This is a genomic window from Oceanobacillus alkalisoli (assembly GCF_022213125.1).
Classification (GTDB): domain Bacteria; phylum Bacillota; class Bacilli; order Bacillales; family Amphibacillaceae; genus Oceanobacillus; species Oceanobacillus alkalisoli.
In genome coordinates this window covers 1-17,618 of the sequence record NZ_JAKNRA010000007.1, presented here as the reverse complement: position 1 = coordinate 17,618, position 17,618 = coordinate 1, and the positions used below count along the sequence as shown (strand labels likewise).

At 40.0% G+C, this 17,618-nt stretch carries 15 protein-coding genes and 1 pseudogene; 2 read left to right on the top strand and 14 right to left on the bottom strand.

Going from position 1 to position 17,618, the window contains the following annotated elements:
- Window positions 1-720 (top strand): DUF6320 domain-containing protein, encoded by a 720-nt coding sequence (locus L3V42_RS10220; RefSeq protein ID WP_235762497.1) that lies wholly within the window; start codon window positions 1-3, stop codon window positions 718-720.
- 194 nt (window positions 721-914) lie between these two features.
- On the opposite strand, the gene L3V42_RS10215 is transcribed toward L3V42_RS10220, so the two are convergent.
- Entirely contained in the window at window positions 915-1,823 is a 909-nt protein-coding gene (locus tag L3V42_RS10215; RefSeq protein ID WP_238471927.1) for an RluA family pseudouridine synthase, read from the bottom strand.
- A 212-nt stretch (window positions 1,824-2,035) separates the two neighbouring features.
- Here L3V42_RS10215 and L3V42_RS10210 point away from each other — a divergent pair, with 212 nt between their 5' ends.
- Window positions 2,036-2,605, top strand: coding sequence for a biotin transporter BioY (locus L3V42_RS10210; RefSeq protein ID WP_238471926.1), 570 nt, complete (start codon window positions 2,036-2,038; stop codon window positions 2,603-2,605).
- Between the two features lie 207 nt (window positions 2,606-2,812).
- Here L3V42_RS10210 and L3V42_RS10205 read toward each other — a convergent pair.
- From L3V42_RS10205 to L3V42_RS18405, 13 genes and pseudogenes are all read right to left on the bottom strand, one after another.
- Window positions 2,813-3,139 (bottom strand): annotated as a pseudogene (locus L3V42_RS10205) (alpha-hydroxy-acid oxidizing protein); the annotation flags it as partial.
- Window positions 3,140-3,318: 179 nt separating this feature from the next.
- Entirely contained in the window at window positions 3,319-4,869 is a 1,551-nt protein-coding gene (locus L3V42_RS10200; protein WP_235762493.1) for a class I adenylate-forming enzyme family protein, read from the bottom strand.
- 373 nt (window positions 4,870-5,242) lie between these two features.
- Window positions 5,243-6,211, bottom strand: a complete 969-nt coding sequence (locus tag L3V42_RS10195) for an ROK family glucokinase (RefSeq protein WP_238471925.1) — start codon at window positions 6,209-6,211, stop codon at window positions 5,243-5,245.
- 73 nt (window positions 6,212-6,284) lie between these two features.
- The gene (locus L3V42_RS10190; protein ID WP_238471924.1) at window positions 6,285-7,955 is read right to left on the bottom strand and encodes a glycoside hydrolase family 13 protein; all 1,671 of its coding nucleotides are present in this window, start codon (window positions 7,953-7,955) and stop codon (window positions 6,285-6,287) included.
- A 249-nt stretch (window positions 7,956-8,204) separates the two neighbouring features.
- Window positions 8,205-9,173: a sugar phosphate isomerase/epimerase family protein gene (locus tag L3V42_RS10185; RefSeq protein ID WP_235764110.1), complete on the bottom strand. Its 969-nt coding sequence runs from the start codon at window positions 9,171-9,173 to the stop codon at window positions 8,205-8,207.
- 15 nt (window positions 9,174-9,188) lie between these two features.
- Window positions 9,189-10,223: a Gfo/Idh/MocA family protein gene (locus L3V42_RS10180; RefSeq protein ID WP_235764115.1), complete on the bottom strand. Its 1,035-nt coding sequence runs from the start codon at window positions 10,221-10,223 to the stop codon at window positions 9,189-9,191.
- A 4-nt stretch (window positions 10,224-10,227) separates the two neighbouring features.
- Entirely contained in the window at window positions 10,228-11,259 is a 1,032-nt protein-coding gene (locus L3V42_RS10175; protein WP_238471923.1) for a Gfo/Idh/MocA family protein, read from the bottom strand.
- Between the two features lie 87 nt (window positions 11,260-11,346).
- The gene (locus tag L3V42_RS10170) at window positions 11,347-12,372 is read right to left on the bottom strand and encodes a LacI family DNA-binding transcriptional regulator (RefSeq protein ID WP_235764108.1); all 1,026 of its coding nucleotides are present in this window, start codon (window positions 12,370-12,372) and stop codon (window positions 11,347-11,349) included.
- A 39-nt stretch (window positions 12,373-12,411) separates the two neighbouring features.
- On the bottom strand, window positions 12,412-13,263 hold the full coding sequence (locus L3V42_RS10165; protein WP_235764107.1) for a DUF1189 domain-containing protein: 852 nt from the start codon (window positions 13,261-13,263) through the stop codon (window positions 12,412-12,414).
- A gap of 33 nt (window positions 13,264-13,296) precedes the next feature.
- The gene (locus L3V42_RS10160; protein ID WP_235764106.1) at window positions 13,297-14,148 is read right to left on the bottom strand and encodes a sugar ABC transporter permease; all 852 of its coding nucleotides are present in this window, start codon (window positions 14,146-14,148) and stop codon (window positions 13,297-13,299) included.
- A gap of 2 nt (window positions 14,149-14,150) precedes the next feature.
- The gene (locus tag L3V42_RS10155; RefSeq protein ID WP_235764105.1) at window positions 14,151-15,461 is read right to left on the bottom strand and encodes a carbohydrate ABC transporter permease; all 1,311 of its coding nucleotides are present in this window, start codon (window positions 15,459-15,461) and stop codon (window positions 14,151-14,153) included.
- A gap of 63 nt (window positions 15,462-15,524) precedes the next feature.
- Window positions 15,525-16,799, bottom strand: a complete 1,275-nt coding sequence (locus L3V42_RS10150; protein ID WP_235764114.1) for an extracellular solute-binding protein — start codon at window positions 16,797-16,799, stop codon at window positions 15,525-15,527.
- A gap of 346 nt (window positions 16,800-17,145) precedes the next feature.
- The coding region (locus L3V42_RS18405; RefSeq protein ID WP_305082620.1) for an LPxTATN C-terminal sorting signal domain at window positions 17,146-17,618 on the bottom strand (473 nt) is incomplete at its 5' end.

Here is a 17,618-nt window from a genome sequence, read left to right as displayed (position 1 = left end):
ATGGCCTATTGTCCAAAATGCGGTATAAAAGTGGAGAGGGATAACCGGCCATGTCCACTCTGCAACTTCCACATCCCAAAAGTACAAGAAGAAAATGAGGATGTCCTAAGAGTTAAAAAGTTTCCTAAAACAATAAATCCCTATCCGACTTATACAAGAAGAGTGTTGAACCGAATCTTTATCTTTATCACTTTATTAGTTTTCGTTGCGGTCAGTCTTCTGTTTTACATCGACTATGAACTGAATAATACATTTACATGGTCAAGATACAGCAACTTAAGTGTGCTGGCAGGTTGGGTCATGGTCTATTTCACGTTCGGATATGTGAGAAATTATTATAAAGTAATCATCGGCATCGGCTTAGACGCTCTTATCTTATTATTTGGACTGGATATGTTGGATGGCAGCTTAGAGTGGTTTATTCCGTTAGCATTTCCGATTGTCACTGGAACAACGGTTATCGGGATTAGTTATTGGAGTGTGATACGAGCATTATCCGTTAGAGGTTTTAATGTGATTGGATTCTTATTCATCGCGATTGTAATTCTCACGATGTGGGTTAACTTTTTCATTCAAAATTACCAAAACAAAACAGATCCATTATATTGGATTATCGTTACCGCACTACAATTACTGCCTGTTTTATTAATTATGCTCTATGTCAGATATGGCATGCCCGAGCGAATCAAACAAAAAATTGCACGGAAATTTCATTTATAACGTGAAACGTCATTCAGTGGATTTTTCCTTATCTTCTCCACTCCATGTTAGTTGAAAAGGATCAGGGATTTACGGAATGTCTATCCCCCAGCCTTCACAAGTTGGGTTTCCCTTATGTTTAGAAATGGGGGATTACAGACCGTTAATCCGTGATAAATAAATGGAGGGTGACAGCTAAACTGCACCCTCCCCTTTTATTTAGATTTTTTTATGAAAGACGCTGGTACATCCGCTTCAAACGTCATCAATTTATTTGTCGCCGGATGATGGAAAGCTAATACCTTCGCATGTAGTCCGAGCCTTCCAATTGCATTTCTCTCCTTCGATCCATACTTTTTATCTCCTACAACCGGGTGGCCCAGATCTTGCATATGAACCCGAATTTGATTTTTCCTGCCCGTTTCTAGATTCACTTCCAATAAAGAAAAGTCCGCATTACCCTGAATAAATTTATAGCGGGTTTTCGCGAGTAATCCGTCATTAGGCGTTTGGCTGGAATACATAATATGTGTTTTCGTTTCTCTAAGCCAAGACGTGATGTACCCTTCTTTTTTTGAAACTTTTCCTTCCACGAGTGCCGCGTATGTCCGTTCTTTCACCATGGTCTTCCAATTATCCTGCAGTTTCCTTTTTACGTCATTTGACTTGGCAAACAGCATAATCCCTGACGTATCCTTGTCTAAACGATGTACGATAAAAATGCGGTTATCGGGATTTTCCCTTTTCACATATTTCATTAATTGATGCAGAGCGGTATGTCTTTTCTCTTTCTCTGTTGCAATCGATAATAATCCCGCTTCTTTATTGATGACAAGAATATCATCGTCCTCATAAAGAATTTGCACGCCAATTAACGCATCTTGTTTGATAGCAGCTTTGTTTTTTAAAATGGTGACCGTTTGACCGGGTTTTAATTTGTAATTAAACTGCTTCTCGATTGCGTCATCGATCATTACTTGGCCTCTGCCGAGAATCGATTTTACAGAGTTCCTGCTTCGAGTAGGCATTGCCTTGAATAAAAAAGATAGTAATTCATCGGGTTCTTTCACCCGGACGATAATTGAGTTGGCATCTTTCCTGTAGTTGGATTTCTTTTTAGGCATGTGATATACTCCTTAAAATAGTGAAGTTGTAATGATTCCATCATACACCCTTTAACTAAATAAGAACAATCCCTAACCTTTTTTTAAGAATTAACAACCTTATTGTCAACCGCGAAAATAAATAGTTGACAATTAATTTATTGCGTTATACAATCCAAATAATAAGAAAATTATCGGGTAACTTATCACAAATCAAAAAGGGGTTTTGTTCGATGGATGCAAAAAGCAAAAAACTTAGAATTTTACTCAATTGCTCAATGTTCGCAAGCGTTACAGCAATACTGGCACAAATTGAAATCCCCCTCCCCCTCATTCCCATCAGTGGTCAGACGCTCGCAGTTGGGATAGCAGCGACCATTCTCGGCAGCCGACAAGGCGCACTAGCAATGGTTTGCTATGCAGCTATCGGCGGAATTGGACTCCCTGTCTTTGCCGGTTTTGCTGGTGGTCCGCAAGTTTTAGCAGGACCATCTGGAGGATACATTTTTGGCTTTATCGCAGCTGCTTATGTGACCGGATTAATCCTTGAGAAAACGAAATTCTCTATTACAATGGCGCTTGTTGCTAATATAGCTGGAATGGTTGTGACACTACTTTTTGGTACGGTACAATTAAAAATTGTATTGGATTTGAGTTGGAGTGCTGCACTTGCAGCTGGTGTCTATCCGTTTCTTGTGGTGGGATTTATTAAAGCATATTTGGCTAGTTTGATTGGGATTAAGGTAAGAGAGCGGTTGATTGATGCGAGGTTGATTGTGGATCGAAAGAAAGTTGCATCCTAATATACTAGATACTTGATAAAAATCCATTGTCCAAAGCTTTAAAAACAAAAAAATCCCAATACCAATCTTTTCTGGTATGGGATTTTTCATGCACCACTATTAACGCATGCAACCAATTTGAGAATAAAAGATATCAAGTTCGGTATGCAAATGTTGTTATGAATATTTTAATCTATTTAATTTTTTCTTAAAATCGATGTACCCAACCTACTGACTTTGACCGGAGAGCCCCATCGTAATATCCAAATCGGCGAGCATATGCTGCAATACTTCCTTAACCCCCAGCTGACCGGCAGCAGCAAGTGCCGAACCAACTTCTCCTTCCTTATGAATAATGGATTGCACACCAATAGGTGCATGCAAGATAGGAGACGGATAAATCTGGCCAAATAAATTTATTGACAAGTCCCGCTGTTCAACATCCCGAAGCATTCGTGGGACAACTTTAATGTCAGTAAACGCTTTCAAATTTTCTCGCATTGTATGTTCTGCACCAGCTCCGCCTGCGATATAATAATATGGTCCATCTTCTAGTTTTTCCCGAGCAAGTTTTTCTCAATCCTCAATAATTACTGGAAGCCTATCAGGATCAGGACGATGCATCGTGGAATAAATCTGATATTGAATCATGTTTCCGATATTTTCCATGAAATATATCTCCAATTCCTTACTTTTGAAGATTATTTACCATTACTTTGCAAATGAAAATAGTCTTATCTTTTAGTTACATTATCTAAATATCTCGCACGCAACTGATATTTAAGTAACTTTCCTTGAAGACTTCGCGGCAGTTCATCAACAAAATCGACGCGTTGGGGAATCTTATATTTAGCTAGTTTCCCGGAACAAAAATCTATTATTTCCTCTTGATTTGCAGATTCCCCTTCTCCTAAAACAATAATAGCAATTGGTATCTCTCCCCATTTTTCATGAGGTATACCAATGACTGCCACGTCGGCAACTTTAGAATGCTCATGTAGAACTTCTTCAATTTCGGCAGGGTAAACATTGATAGCACCTGAAAGAATCATATCTTGCTCCCTATCGACGATATAGTAAAACCCCTCTTCATCCTGTACACCTACATCACCCAAACCGAGCCATTCCCCTTTAAATGATTCAGCTGTCGCATCTGGTCTATTATAATATTCATCAAACAATGTGATTCCCTTTACGTAAAATGCTCCCGCTTCACCAGATTGGACGGTATTCCCTGCTTTATCGATAAGCTTCACTTCCATGCCAAGCATCGGTACTCCTACAGATCTGTTTTTATTCCTTTGATCTTCCGGGAATAAGTTTGCAGCACCACCGAGTTCCGTTGCCCCGTAGAATTCATTAAGGTCCGCAGTATTGAAGTATTCCAAGATTTTATTTTTGGTATTCGTATGGAGTGGTGCTCCCACCGAGATTATGGACTGTAAAGAAGAAACATCATACTTGTTTTGAATCTCTTCCGGCAACGAAAAAATAGCATCAAACATTGGCGGGGCCAAAAAAGTAGAAGTCGGCTTTTCTCTTTCAATTGCTTCTAAAACTTCAATTGGATGAAACTTTTCTAGAATATGAACTGGATTCCCGACAAAAAAGTTCGGCAGCGCAATTGAAAAAGCCGCTGCACCGTATAATGGGCCTGATGCCAACCCTTTTCCATTTCTTCCTATAGCAAATTCAATGCTGAAAAGTAAAGCAACCAAATATAAACTTCGATGTGTTCTTAAAGCCCCTTTAGGACGACCAGTTGTTCCACCAGTGTACATAATCGATATCCGATCAAGTTCATTCAATGTTTCAGATGGGATTGGTTCATCATTCGAAAAACTAGAAATCCAGGCTTCATATTCGAAATCTCCAATATCAGTGGCATTTCCAACAGTTATAAAATGCCTTGTCGTTCGAACCTTGTTTGAAATAGCAATTATTTCATTTGAAAATCGACTATCGAAAATAAGAACACAGGAATCTGAATCATCTAATACATGTTGGATTTCAGGACCAACAAATCTGGAATTAATCGGAACAAACACTGCACCAATTTTGCTGCATGCAAAGACAATTTCAAATAACTGGTTGCAATTCATTAACATAAACGCTACTTTATCACCTTTTTTAACTCCAATATGTTGCAAGGCATGTCCCAACTGATTAATGCGACTATTGAATTGGTGATATGTAAATCTCTTCTCCATAAAAGATACTGCTTCTTTTTCCCCGTAGCGAATTGCATTTAATTTGATTGGATCGCTGAACAGCATGTGCTGCATCCGTCATTCCCCCTTGGAAGTTTTATTCTAATACGTGATCTAGTCGTATTACCTGTAAATCCACCCACCTTTCCAGCTAGCGTTTACTATACATTTTACCATAAGATTGATTATTTTCTATAAACTATTTATAATTATTTTTCAGAATTCTGCACCCTGACTCTTATTTATGCTTTGCTAAACTTAATGAATTTCATAATACGTATTTAATGCATCACCATCACCATATGTAGTTGAGTTGGTTCGTTCCCAACTACATATGGTGATGGGAAAGCCGACTTTGGTAATTATGAAATTCATTCAAACTAACTAACAAAGGAGAAAACCAATCTCATGGTTTTCTCCTTCTATCATTCTAATAAATTTAGCATTCTTAAATCCCCTGCTTTTCAAACCAACTTTTCACAAGGTAAGCAGCCCCAATCATCCCTGCATCATTGTCCAATTGTGCAAGCTTCACTTCGCAACAATCACTTACTCTAGGGAGGGCATACTTTTTAAAGGCAGCTGTTATTTTGGCAAGCAGTGGCTCCCCTGCTTTAGAGACGCCACCGCCAATTATAATGTGACTGGGGTTGATTGTAACTGCCAGATTTGCCATTGCCATACCTAATGCTTCTGTCATCCGATTAATAATCCTTTGACTCGCTTCATCCCCAGCCATTGCACAATCAAAAACATCTTTCGCTTCCAGCATACCACGTTGGTTATAACAGGCAGCCAATACACCATGAGGGGCTTTATTTATATGATCCATGGCCATATGCACAATTCCCGTTGCTGAAGCTATTGCTTCCAAACATCCCACTCTTCCGCAATTACAGCGGTATTCGTTTGGTGCAACCAGAATGTGGCCAATTTCACCGGCAGTGCCATTCGTTCCGTTCAAAATCTCTCCATTCGCGATAATTCCACCACCAACCCCGGTGCCAAGCGTAATGAAAATAAGGTTTTCAGCAGAGTTGCCGCTCCCTTTCCAGTTCTCAGCTAATGCCGCTAAATTAGCATCATTTTCTATAAATACAGGTAAATTGCATAATCGGTGCAGTTCTTCTGTCAAATTGAAATTTTTCCAACCAATATTTACAGCCTCTTCCACGATTCCGGTTTCTGGGTTTATAAAACCAGGAGCGCCCACACCAATTCCTATTATTTCATTTTCTATTTTATGTTTTGCTATCATTTCCGTTATCGATGTCCATATGTCATTTATAACTGCCTGACCCGCATTATCTTTATTCGTTGGAATTTCCCATTTAACTAAAATTTCCCCATCATGATTGATTAGGCCGATTTTTACAGTTGTACCTCCAATATCTATACCTATCATCAACTCGTTCATCCAGATGCACTCCCTTTCATATGAAATGGAACAGGCTGCTCCAGTTTATATTAATTAATGATCAATCAACACCTCATTTTATCTGATACACTCGGGCTTCATAAGGACGAAGTGTCATCGTATCCAGTGTTTCATGAATCTGTTCCACCTCATAGTTGCTTAATCGCAATTTCGCCTGCTTCCCTGTTAAATCTTCAGGGAATTGGGCATCTGCGGTACCATCCGATAAGTTTGTCAAAACAATATACTTCTGATGCCCCAGCGTTCGCACGTAGGCATATACTTGCTCATGCCCTTCTAGAATAAGTTCATAGCTTCCATAGATGAGTGTTTCATTTCCACGACGCAACCCAATCAACTTTTTATAGTAATGATAAATCGATTCAGGATTTTTCAACTCTTCTTCTACATTTATTTCCTTCACATTCGGGTTTACTTTCATCCATGGTGTTCCCATTGTAAATCCGCCGTTTTCCCCACTATTCCATTGCATCGGTGTTCGGGAGTTGTCCCGGCCATTCTTCCAGATGATTTTCATTACCTCTTCATGGCTCTTGCCTGCTTCCCGTTCCTCATAATAAAGATTTTTTATTGCCACATCATTATAATCATCAATGGAATCAAATGCGACGTTCGTCATCCCAATTTCTTGTCCTTGATAAATAAACGGTGTCCCTTGCATTAAAAAATACATGGTTGCAAAGCTTTTTGCCGATTTTTCCCGCAAGTCCGTATCATTTCCCCACGTAGAAACAGAGCGGGGTTGATCATGGTTTTCTAAGAACAGGGCATTCCAGCCGACACCATCCAGACCTTTTTGCCATTTGCTGAGCGTTTTTTTAAGCCCTTGCATATCGAGCCCGCCTGTTGCACTCTTGCCCCATAGATCCAAGTGTTCAAATTGGAAGATCATATTGAAAAAGCCATCCTCCTCGCCAACCCATGCATCTGCTTGTTCAATTTTGACCCCGTTTGCTTCTCCGACAGTCATAATATCGTATTTATCAAACGTTTCTTTTCTCAATTCCTCGAGGAAAACTTCAATTCCAGGTCGGTTCATATGCCCCTCATACGATGGAACATATTTTTGGTTGTCAGGATTCGGCATATCCGGAAAACCGGGAACTTTTTTAATATGAGAAATTGCATCGACTCGGAAACCATCGATCCCCTTATCGAGCCACCAATTCACCATTTTATATAAATCATGGCGAACTTCCGGGTTTTCCCAGTTCAAATCCGGTTGTTTACTGGCGAAAACATGCATGTAATATTCTCCAGTCTTCTCATCATATTCCCAGACTGATCCCCCAAAGATAGATTCCCAATTATTTGGGGCTTCACCGTTTATTCCTGGATGCCAAATGTAATAATCACGGTAGGCATTGTCCTTGGATGAACGGGATTCAATGAACCATTCATGCTCATCCGATGTATGATTGATGACAAGATCCATAATCAATTTCATCCCCCGGGAATGTACCTCCCGCAGCAATTCATCAAAATCTTCCATCGTTCCGAATTCAGTTGAAATCCCTTGGTAATCACTAATATCGTATCCATTATCAATATTCGGAGATGGATAGATCGGCGAGATCCAAATGACATCAATCCCTAAATCCTGTAAATAATCCAATTTTGAAATGATTCCTTGTATATCCCCGACGCCATCTCCATTTGAATCCATAAAACTTCGCGGGTAAATTTGATAGGCTACCGCTTCTTTCCACCACTGGCTAGTCATACTGTTCCTCCTTGAGCGCCTGAGACTAACTTTATCGATTGTTGATAAATCCGAACAACTTATAGAAAGCGTCAACTGCCGCTCCGGGAATATACGGAGCTAGTTAGCAGAGTTGTTCGGAATTAATCCTTGTTAGAATAGTTAGGTCCCAGCAACAATACTTTCCCTTTAAGATTTTATTTTTCAAAGTTTTTTAGTTCATGATTTCAATGTTCATTTTTCTCTAAACGACTGGTTACGCCATGAATATTATGCCCACCACATATCAGCAGGAGCTTCTTCCATATTGACCGCCTTCAAATTTCGTACTGCTGCGCGAAAGCCTTCATCAATGGACATAATCGGGTCTTCGTGTTCGATGCTAATAACATAATCGTAGCCGTACGTCCTTAACGCGCTAACAATATTAGACCATTCCTGCATGCTATGGCCGTATCCGACTGAACGGAAACTCCATGCCCGCGTTTGGACAGCTGCATAAGGCTGCATGTCTGTCAGACCATACATATTGACATTATCTTGATCGATATAGGTGTCTTTCGCATGGAAATGATGAATCGCATTTTCCTTACCTAATATTTTAATCGCCGCAACCGGATCAATACCTTGCCACCATAAATGACTTGGATCCAGATTGGCTCCAATTGCGTCGTTCGTTGCATCTCTAAGCTTCAGTAATGTATAAGGAGTATGCACGAGAAAACCTGCATGAAGTTCCAATCCGACTTTCACCCCATGATCTTTCGCGAATTGAGCTTGCTCTTTCCAATAAGGAATCAATTTTTTCTCCCATTGCCAATTTAGAATATCCGTGTATTCAGTTGGCCATGGTGTTACAGGCCAGTTAGGGTACTTCGAATCTTCATGTGAGCCGGGAGTACCAGAAAACGTGTTAACGACTGGTACATCTAGCATTTGAGCAAGTTTCACCGTTTTCACGAATGCATCATGGGATTTTTCTGCATGTTCTTTATTTGGGGAAACTGGATTATCATGACAGCTGAACGCACTGATTGTTAAGCCTCTTGAATGGACTTTATCAATAAATTCCTTCCGTTTATCCCCACTCGCGAGTAATTCATCCACATTACAATGAGCAGTTCCCGGATTTCCGCCTGTACCGATTTCAACTGCATCCAGGCCAGCATCTTTTACATGATCCAACATTTGTTCAAAAGGTTTTTCAGAAAATAATACGGTGAATACGCCTAATTTCATGGATATTGCCTCCAGTTAAATTAATTTTATACTTGATTGAATTTCACTGCTTTTATATATGGCTTCGATTATTTTGGTAACAGTTCTAGCCTGTTCGGGTTTATTCACTAATTCCGCTTCCCCGAGACAACTTTCAATAAAATTTTTAGCTTGAAGCAATCCTGCTTTTTCTTGGTCTTCCTCCACTTTTGCTTGCGTCGTCAGGAATGCTCCATGTTTCGGTTGATAGAATTCAAATGGAAATACACTTAGCCCACCAGTTGAACCGGATATGCTTACATTTGTCGTATCTTCCTTTATATTTGCTGCCCAGGAACATTCAAATAGCATAGAGGCTCCATTTTCAAATCGAATATAGGAGGATACATGGTCATCCACCTCAAACGATTCATGATCAAAGGTACCCCACTCATTAAGCTGATTTGGTGTTTTGCTTAATATGTTATAGGTCGTCCCTGCGACTTCTACGGCGGTTGGCTCATCTAAAAGCCAGAGTGCTGTATCCAAAAAATGACAGCCCCAATCAATCAGACTTCCACCGCCCTGTAATTCCTTATTCGTAAACACACCCCAGCCTGGAACTTTCCGGCGTCTTAACGCCTGGACCCTCGTTACAAGCGGATCACCGATTTCTTTCATCGTTTGTTTTGCCAGCTGAACAGATTCCAGGAAACGATAATGATATGCAATGCTCAAACATTTATCCGCTTTCTTAGCTGCTTCAATCATTAAATCGCACTCTCCCGTGGTAATGGCCATCGGTTTTTCACATAAGACATGCACTCCTGCTTCTAATGCTGCGATAGAAATTTCTGCATGAAATTTATTCGGTGTGCAAATTGTAACTGCATCAACGACTTCGAATAGTTCTTCATAATCAGTAAACACGTTAGGGATAGTAAACTTTTCCGCTACTTCTTTTGCTTTTGTAATTTTAAGGTCTTGTATAGCGGTAATTTCTACTTTGTCTGATAATGCTTGATAGGCTGGGATGTGACGATCTTGCGCTATCCCACCAGCTCCAATGATTCCCATTTTCAATTTCTGCATCATTTCACTTCTCCAAACTAATAATCCGTTTCGTTTCCACCGATTCTAAAGCACCTAGAATCACTTCCAATGATTTCTTGCCTTCCTCCCCATCAATTAATGGATTGGTATCTTGAAGGATAGATTCGACGAAATGATCGATTGTATGTGACGTTGTTTGCCCGCCATCTTCATTCGATTGAATACCATCCAACTCATACTTCACTACCTCTCCATTATTGTATTGCACAATGAGAGAGTATTCCGGGTCATCTTCAAGCCGTAACGTTGCCTTCTCCCCATAAAGAATCGTTGAATTATCTTCTTTTGCTGTATATGCCCAGCTTGCTGCGAGGGTCCCAACAATCCCGCCTTTTGTTTTTAAAATCAACGTTGCGTTATCATCGACATCGGTATTTACTTTGGCATTCGTTTCAACAAAAGCTCCAACCTCTGCAAATTCCTCACCTAATAAATAACGGAGTAAATCTGCTTTATGTACGCCTAGATCACCCATCGCTCCGATAAAAGCCTGATCTTTTTTGAAGAACCAACTGTCCGCTCCTTCTGCACTCCAGCCTTCCGGTCCACCATGGCCAAAACTCGTTCGGAAACTATAAATCTCTCCAACTTCACCTTGTTCAATTAACTTTCTTGCCTTTTGATGAGAAGAAACGAAGCGCTGATTATGACCGATCATCAGTTTTTTATTATTTTTCTTGGCCGCTTCAATCATCTGTTCCGCTTCTTCATAAGAGGTTGCCATCGGTTTTTCACATAGCACGTGAACACCTGTGTTTAAAGCAGCTATAGTTACTGGCGCATGTAAATAGTTAGGAAGGCAGACACTCACTGCATCGATAGCTTCTGATCCAAGCAATGCTTCATAACTTGTATAGGCTTTCGCATGATATTTTTCAGCAGTTTCTTTTACTCTTGCTTCATTAATGTCACAAACAGCGACAATCTCCACATGGGGGTTATTACTATATTCGATTAAGTGGCGGTGTTGTGCAATACTTCCACAGCCGATGACGGCAACACGGATTGTTGACATCCTACGATTCCTCCTTTGTTTATCTTTTTGCTAGATTCTCTAGGGTTTCTGTACTTCCATACGCACGGAGCACGACATGTTCCGTACTCACTCACCCTTATATTCACTTACTGATTCACGATAAATGACCTTATGCGGAATGATAATTCGCTTTGCTGGTTCAGCTTTGTTTACCGTCTTTTCTATTAACGCTTTAGCTGATTGTGCGCCTAATTCATAGATTTGTATATCAATTGTCGTTAAGGCAGGACGAGTGATTTCTGATAAATATACATTATTAAAACTCGCTAACGAAATATCCCTTGGAACTTGAAGTCCCGAATCTTCCAACATGCTTAAAACACCTAAGCTGATTAAATCATCACTGATGACCATCGCTGTTGGGGGATGTGGCAACGTTAATAAACTCTCTACCGCTTCCCTTCCACCTGATTTCAGAAATTCGGTATGAATATGATATTCCTCTTTGTTTTCTAATCCTGCCTCGGCCAGTGCTGCCTTATAACCTTCCTCACGATCTACTGTTACGAATAAATCACGTGCTCCACCAATAAATGCAATTCTTTGGTGACCTTGTTCAATAAGATGCTCTGTAATTTCCTTACCTGCTGAAAAATTATCATTATCGACATGCGTCGTTTCACTGATACCCTCATAAGGTTTTCCAACAACGACAAACGGAAATTCCCTTTCTCTAAGGAACTGTGTCACAGGATCATTCATCCGGGAATAAAGTAAGATCATTCCGTCGACATAACTTCCATAGACCATGCGTTTGACTTCTGCAAGTATTTCTTCCTCTGTTTGTCCGCTGGATAGCATCATCGTATATTGCTTTTTATGTGTGACTGAACCAATTCCCCGCAATATTTCCGGGAAGAATGGATTTTGCAATGCTTTATCAGCAGATGATGGCAAGATAACACCGATTGCTTTTGTCGATTTGACAACTAAGTTGCGCGCATGGATATTCGGATGATAACCCAATTTTTTCATTGCTTTCCGTACTTTCTTCTTGGTATCTGGGCTTATCCTTGGATTATCGGCAATTACTCTAGAGACCGTTGAAGGTGATACACCTGTTGCCTTTGCTATGTCTTTTATTGTGACCATTTTCCATTTCACTCCACATCTATACTCGACTAACTTCCCTTACTGATTCTGTGTTTTCTGTTGTTGTTTCCTTGCAACGTACTCCTCACTGAAATGAGTCTGATAAAATACGGCGAGCAGAACGAAGATTAGAGCTGTTGACTGTGTCATGATAATGACAATAATATCAAATCCTAACAACCCCACGATCATTGCGATTAAGGTTGCCAACCCTAGTGTATTTACAATGAGGTTGACAGATTCTTTATAGGTCCGTATTGATGAGGTTTGGCCTCTTTTCGTTAAATAGATGAAGAATGAGGCACCGATTACAAAAAAGAGCAAACTCGCAAAGGTAATATTAAATACTGCAAACAGCAAGCCACCAACAACAATTGCTTTATTCTGAGTAAACCATTGGTTTGAAATGGCTGCTTTCAGTTCTTTTTCATCGGTTACGCCGGACAAATCGAAATCCGCAGTATATTTAATCGTTGCAATTGGCTCTCCCGCTTCTTTGATTGTTATGCCTTCCACTTGGAAGAGAACTGCATTCTCCTTCTCCAGCGCTTCTTCCGCTTCCTCTTCAGATAAGTTCCCACCAATCACGCCAGTTGCTTTCTCATGATAGAAGGTAGGAGCATGCTCCATTTCTCCCTCGGAGAACGTTGCACTTTCCAATGAATTCACGGTTGTATCATCAATTAATTCAAACGCAAATGGATACGTATCATCAATTTGGAACGTATCCATTTTCGCAAAATTAAGCGACACCGGAATCAAAATCAAACCATTTAAAAAGAGAAACACGATGATGATTTGAAACCAGTTTAATTGATGTCTCCCCGTAAACATGTTAGTTGGCCTGAATATGCTTGTAAAGTAATTTAATGGGAAAATATCTGTTTTCATCTCTACTCACTTCATTTCTATTATTTAAATCAATTATCCCTTTGTTCCGCCTGCAGTTAAACCGGAAACGAAATTCTTTTGCAACATAAAGAATAAAATACTGATCGGTATTGCAATCAAGATTGCCCCTGCAGCAAAGAGCGCTACTTTCTGTTCTTGCGGATTACTGATGAATGTATGTAATCCAATCGCCACCGTATAATTCTCCGGTGAACGGAGTAGGAACCTTGCTAACATATATTCACCAAATGGTGTCATAAATGCCCATAATGCTTGAACGGCAATCATCGGTTTTGCCATTGGCAGCACGATTTGCGCGAATATCCGGAAATGACCGGCACCATCCAGTTTCGCCGATTCATCTAAATCATACGGTATCGTATCAAAATAGCCCTTCATCAGCCATGTATTCATCGGAATACCTCCACCGATGTAAAGGAATATTAAGAACCAACTTTGATCGAGTGCACCTAACAAGAGTGCCATCACATAGAAGGCGACTAAGGTAGCAGTGGTTGGTATCATTTGCACGAGTAAGAAAAACATCAAGCTTTTTTTACGTCCGATAAATCGATAACGGCTAAATGTATAACCAGCCAAAGTAATGAGTGTCACTTGGACAAACATCGTGACGAAGGCGATGACTAACGTATTAATATACCATTCGCCATATAGTGTTTCTGTAAATAATCTGCTGAAGTTATCCAATGTCCATGTTGCATCGAAATTCAAATCAAAGGCAGAGATATTTCCGGCTTTGAATGCTGAACTTGCTGTGATCAACAAAGGGTACAAGATGATAACAGATAACAGTAATAAAAATGCATACGTGAAAAATTTTGTAAAGAATCGGGAAGATTTTTGGGATCGCAATAGATTACTCATCGTTAATCCTCCATTTCAAATGCTTTTGTCTTTTTAAATACAACTAACGCAATCGCAATGACAAATATCGAAATAAATAATGTTACTGCTGCTGCGATTGAATATTGTGGTGAGGTTCCAGTTGTAAGCTTAAATATCCATGAAATCAAGATATCCGTCGAACCCGCCCCAGCCCCGATACTTCCTGGTCCTCCTTCGTTAAAGAGGTAAATCATATTGAAGTTGTTAAGATTAAAAGTATACTGTGTAATAAACACTGGTGCCGCAATCATTAATATCGTTGGAAGTGTAATATGACGAAAGCGGCCAATTGGACCAGCTCCATCAATTTTTGCTGATTCATATTGCTCTTCTGGAATAGATTGCAAGATTCCGGATACCAACACATAAATATAAGGGAACCCTAACCAACCCTGAACGAGTATAATGGCAATCTTCGTAAAGAACGGGTCCGTCTTCCATGGCAATGATCCCAAATCGATGAACGGAATCAGTGAATTGATAAATGGAATAACCTGTGTATTAATGGCTCCCAAGCTGTCATTAAACATGTTGGAGAAGCTCATAATCGTAATGAATGCAGGTACCGCCCACGGAAGTAAGAATATGATTCCAAATAAGCGTTTAAACTTAATGAACTTTTGATTTAATACAACAGCCGTGAATATACCGATCGCTATTTGCAATGTAGTCGCACTGAGTGTCCAAATGATTGTCCAACCGAGTACAGCGATAAATGTATCACGATAGGAGCTGAGGAAGAACATATTGATAAAGTTATCAAACCCAACCCAATCAATTAAACTAGCTGGTGGTATATGATAGAAATCATAGTTCGTAAATGAGATAAAGATCGTAACTAAAACAGGGAAGATAATTGCAAAAATCATGACTAAGTATGCTGGTATCGTAAACAAGTAAGGAAACCCATTATGATACACATTCTTCAAAGTATCTTTCGCCGTTTTATTGATTTTCTTTTCCTGAACGATTCGTATTGCCACTTTCTTCGCATCATAAATATTAATTGCATAAAACAAGAGGAATATAACCGTCAACAGAAATTGCAAGGAGCCTTCGATAAGCAAGAATAAAGAGTGATCCTCGCCTGGTGTTAACCCTAATGTAACCATACCAGTAAATGCCTCAAAGCCAAACACAATCATTTCATAAATAAACAAAGCAAATATAGCTAGAAAGACAACACCTTTAAATGTTTGTTTATTATAAAACTGACCTATTCCTGGAATGACCGAGAGCCATGTCGCTGTTCTTATTCTCTTCTTCCCGTCCTCTGTATGTTCCACAACCATGTCACTCCCTTTTCCAAATGCCCGGCAGAGCCCAATCAGGCCCCTGCCGCTACATTATTTTCCTTATTGATATTTTTGTTCGATATTTTCTTGAATGACTTTTACTGCATCATCTGCAGATTCTTCCGGTGTTTTATTTCCAGATGCTGCATCGAACATTAATGTTTCAGCACCTGTCCAGACTTCCGCCATTTCAGGAATATTCGGCATTGGAATAGAAGTGTTATATTGTTCAATTACCGCAGACGTTAATTCGTTATCCCCTTGACTGACTTCTTCTTTCGTGAAATTGTTAGCTGGGATTTCTGCTCGCATATCATATAATGTTTGTTGATTAGCTTCATTTGTCACATAAGTCAACCATTCTTCTGCCAGTTCTTGATCTTCTGCATATTTACTAATGATCCAGGCTTTCCCACCGGCAAATGGCTGGTAAGCTTCACCATTTGGTAGAGTAGGAATAGCTGATACGCCGTAATTAACGCCTGCTTCATTATAGTTGGCAGCTTGCCAAGGTCCACCGATAATAGCTGCAGCGTTTCCATCCGTGAACTGTGCATCAATGAAATCTCCTGCTGATGTGGCATCCATCATCCCTTGTGGCCATACATCCTGGAACCATTCTGTCGCATACGCAATCCCTTCGATTGCTCCAGAGTCATTTAAGCCAATATCTGTCGGATCTGTACCGTCTTGTCCAAACACATAGCCACCATGTCCCGCAAGTAATCCATACGTGCTATAGAAATCCAACCAATTTGCCAAGAATGCCGTACTCTTACCGCTCTGAGAAGCAAATGCAAAACGCTCATCATCTGTTAGAGCTTCCAACTCCTCAAAAGTTTCCGGTGCCGCATCTAGTAAATCTTTATTATAATAAAAGACTAATGCTTCAATAACGAATGGTGCGCCGTAAATCTTTTCTTCAAATGTCACTTGCATTTGGTCTGTTTCATCATATCTTTCATCCTCAGGAAACGTATATTCCGCTAAATGCCCTTGTTGGCCTAAGTTTCCAACACGGTCATAAGGAGCAATCATAACGTCCGGTGCAAGTCCAGCCGGACCATCTAATGGCAGCGCCTCCAATGTGTCGAACATGTCTTTTTCGGAAATACTAATCGTGACACCATGTTCTTCTTCAAACGCAGGAGCTATTTCTTCTATAAAACTGACATAGCCTTCTTCTACGCCAACTTCTAATGTAGCGGATCCTGTACTATCCCCTCCATCTGTTGAATCGGATGAATCAGATGTATCTTCTTCTCCACCACTACAAGCTGCCAGAAATAGAACTGCAACCATAAACATGCTTAAAGTGAATTTTTTCCAATTCATTGTATTCATTCTTACATCTCCTCTTTCTCATTTTTAATGTTGATAACCTAAACCATTTGCCCCCTAGCAACTACTAAAACGCTTTCTTTAATGCCAAAAAAAGAATGATTTTTGTTTTAAGTATGATATCTCCTTTCCATATCGTAGGTTTTACAAAACTTGCGAAATCGTTTGCACAACCTCTATTATTTATAATATACTAAACTCAAAGTTTGCGCAAACGATTTCACCAAACTTTTTATATTATTCTATTATAAATTCATGAATAAGTAAGAAACTTGCTTCCGTCTTCTATTAAAGGGATTAAAAAATTGCTATACCCTAATTGGTATAGCAAATTTTTTTCCTATCTCGATCTCCGTTTTCTTTGCACGACAAATACAATTAATCCTGCCAGCAGTAAAACGAGACCAGCAAGTATCCAGCTATAAGTAGCTGTCGCTGTTTTGGGTAATTTTCTACCTTCAGTTTTACCTTTTGTTAATTGATTATCGTTTCCGTTTTTAAGCTTCCCTTTACCTCGGTCATCTTTACCTTTGTCTTTACCCGCTCCTGGATTTTCATCCTCTCCAGGCACTTTATCATCTTGCGGTTTTTCAGGTTCCTCCGGACCTGATGGGGATTCACCATCTCCTGGATCATTCGGATCCTCCGGTTCTGATGGAGGAGTCTCATCTCCTGGATCACTCGGGTCCTCCGGTTCTGATGGAGGAGTCTCATCTCCTGGATCACTCGGGTCCTCCGGTTCTGATGGAGGAGTCTCATCTCCTGGATCACTCGGGTCCTCCGGTTCTGATGGAGGAGTCTCATCTCCTGGAT

What these genes read in the sequence shown, in the direction of transcription:
- L3V42_RS10220 (WP_235762497.1), top strand. Translation starts at nt 1, where the DNA reads ATGGCCTATTGTCCAAAATGCGGTATAAAAGTGGAGAGGGATAACCGG.
- L3V42_RS10215 (WP_238471927.1), bottom strand. Translation starts at nt 1,823, where the DNA reads ATGCCTAAAAAGAAATCCAACTACAGGAAAGATGCCAACTCAATTATC.
- L3V42_RS10210 (WP_238471926.1), top strand. Translation starts at nt 2,036, where the DNA reads ATGGATGCAAAAAGCAAAAAACTTAGAATTTTACTCAATTGCTCAATG.
- L3V42_RS10200 (WP_235762493.1), bottom strand. Translation starts at nt 4,869, where the DNA reads ATGCAGCACATGCTGTTCAGCGATCCAATCAAATTAAATGCAATTCGC.
- L3V42_RS10195 (WP_238471925.1), bottom strand. Translation starts at nt 6,211, where the DNA reads ATGAACGAGTTGATGATAGGTATAGATATTGGAGGTACAACTGTAAAA.
- L3V42_RS10190 (WP_238471924.1), bottom strand. Translation starts at nt 7,955, where the DNA reads ATGACTAGCCAGTGGTGGAAAGAAGCGGTAGCCTATCAAATTTACCCG.
- L3V42_RS10185 (WP_235764110.1), bottom strand. Translation starts at nt 9,173, where the DNA reads ATGAAATTAGGCGTATTCACCGTATTATTTTCTGAAAAACCTTTTGAA.
- L3V42_RS10180 (WP_235764115.1), bottom strand. Translation starts at nt 10,223, where the DNA reads ATGCAGAAATTGAAAATGGGAATCATTGGAGCTGGTGGGATAGCGCAA.
- L3V42_RS10175 (WP_238471923.1), bottom strand. Translation starts at nt 11,259, where the DNA reads ATGTCAACAATCCGTGTTGCCGTCATCGGCTGTGGAAGTATTGCACAA.
- L3V42_RS10170 (WP_235764108.1), bottom strand. Translation starts at nt 12,372, where the DNA reads ATGGTCACAATAAAAGACATAGCAAAGGCAACAGGTGTATCACCTTCA.
- L3V42_RS10165 (WP_235764107.1), bottom strand. Translation starts at nt 13,263, where the DNA reads ATGAAAACAGATATTTTCCCATTAAATTACTTTACAAGCATATTCAGG.
- L3V42_RS10160 (WP_235764106.1), bottom strand. Translation starts at nt 14,148, where the DNA reads ATGAGTAATCTATTGCGATCCCAAAAATCTTCCCGATTCTTTACAAAA.
- L3V42_RS10155 (WP_235764105.1), bottom strand. Translation starts at nt 15,461, where the DNA reads ATGGTTGTGGAACATACAGAGGACGGGAAGAAGAGAATAAGAACAGCG.
- L3V42_RS10150 (WP_235764114.1), bottom strand. Translation starts at nt 16,799, where the DNA reads ATGAATTGGAAAAAATTCACTTTAAGCATGTTTATGGTTGCAGTTCTA.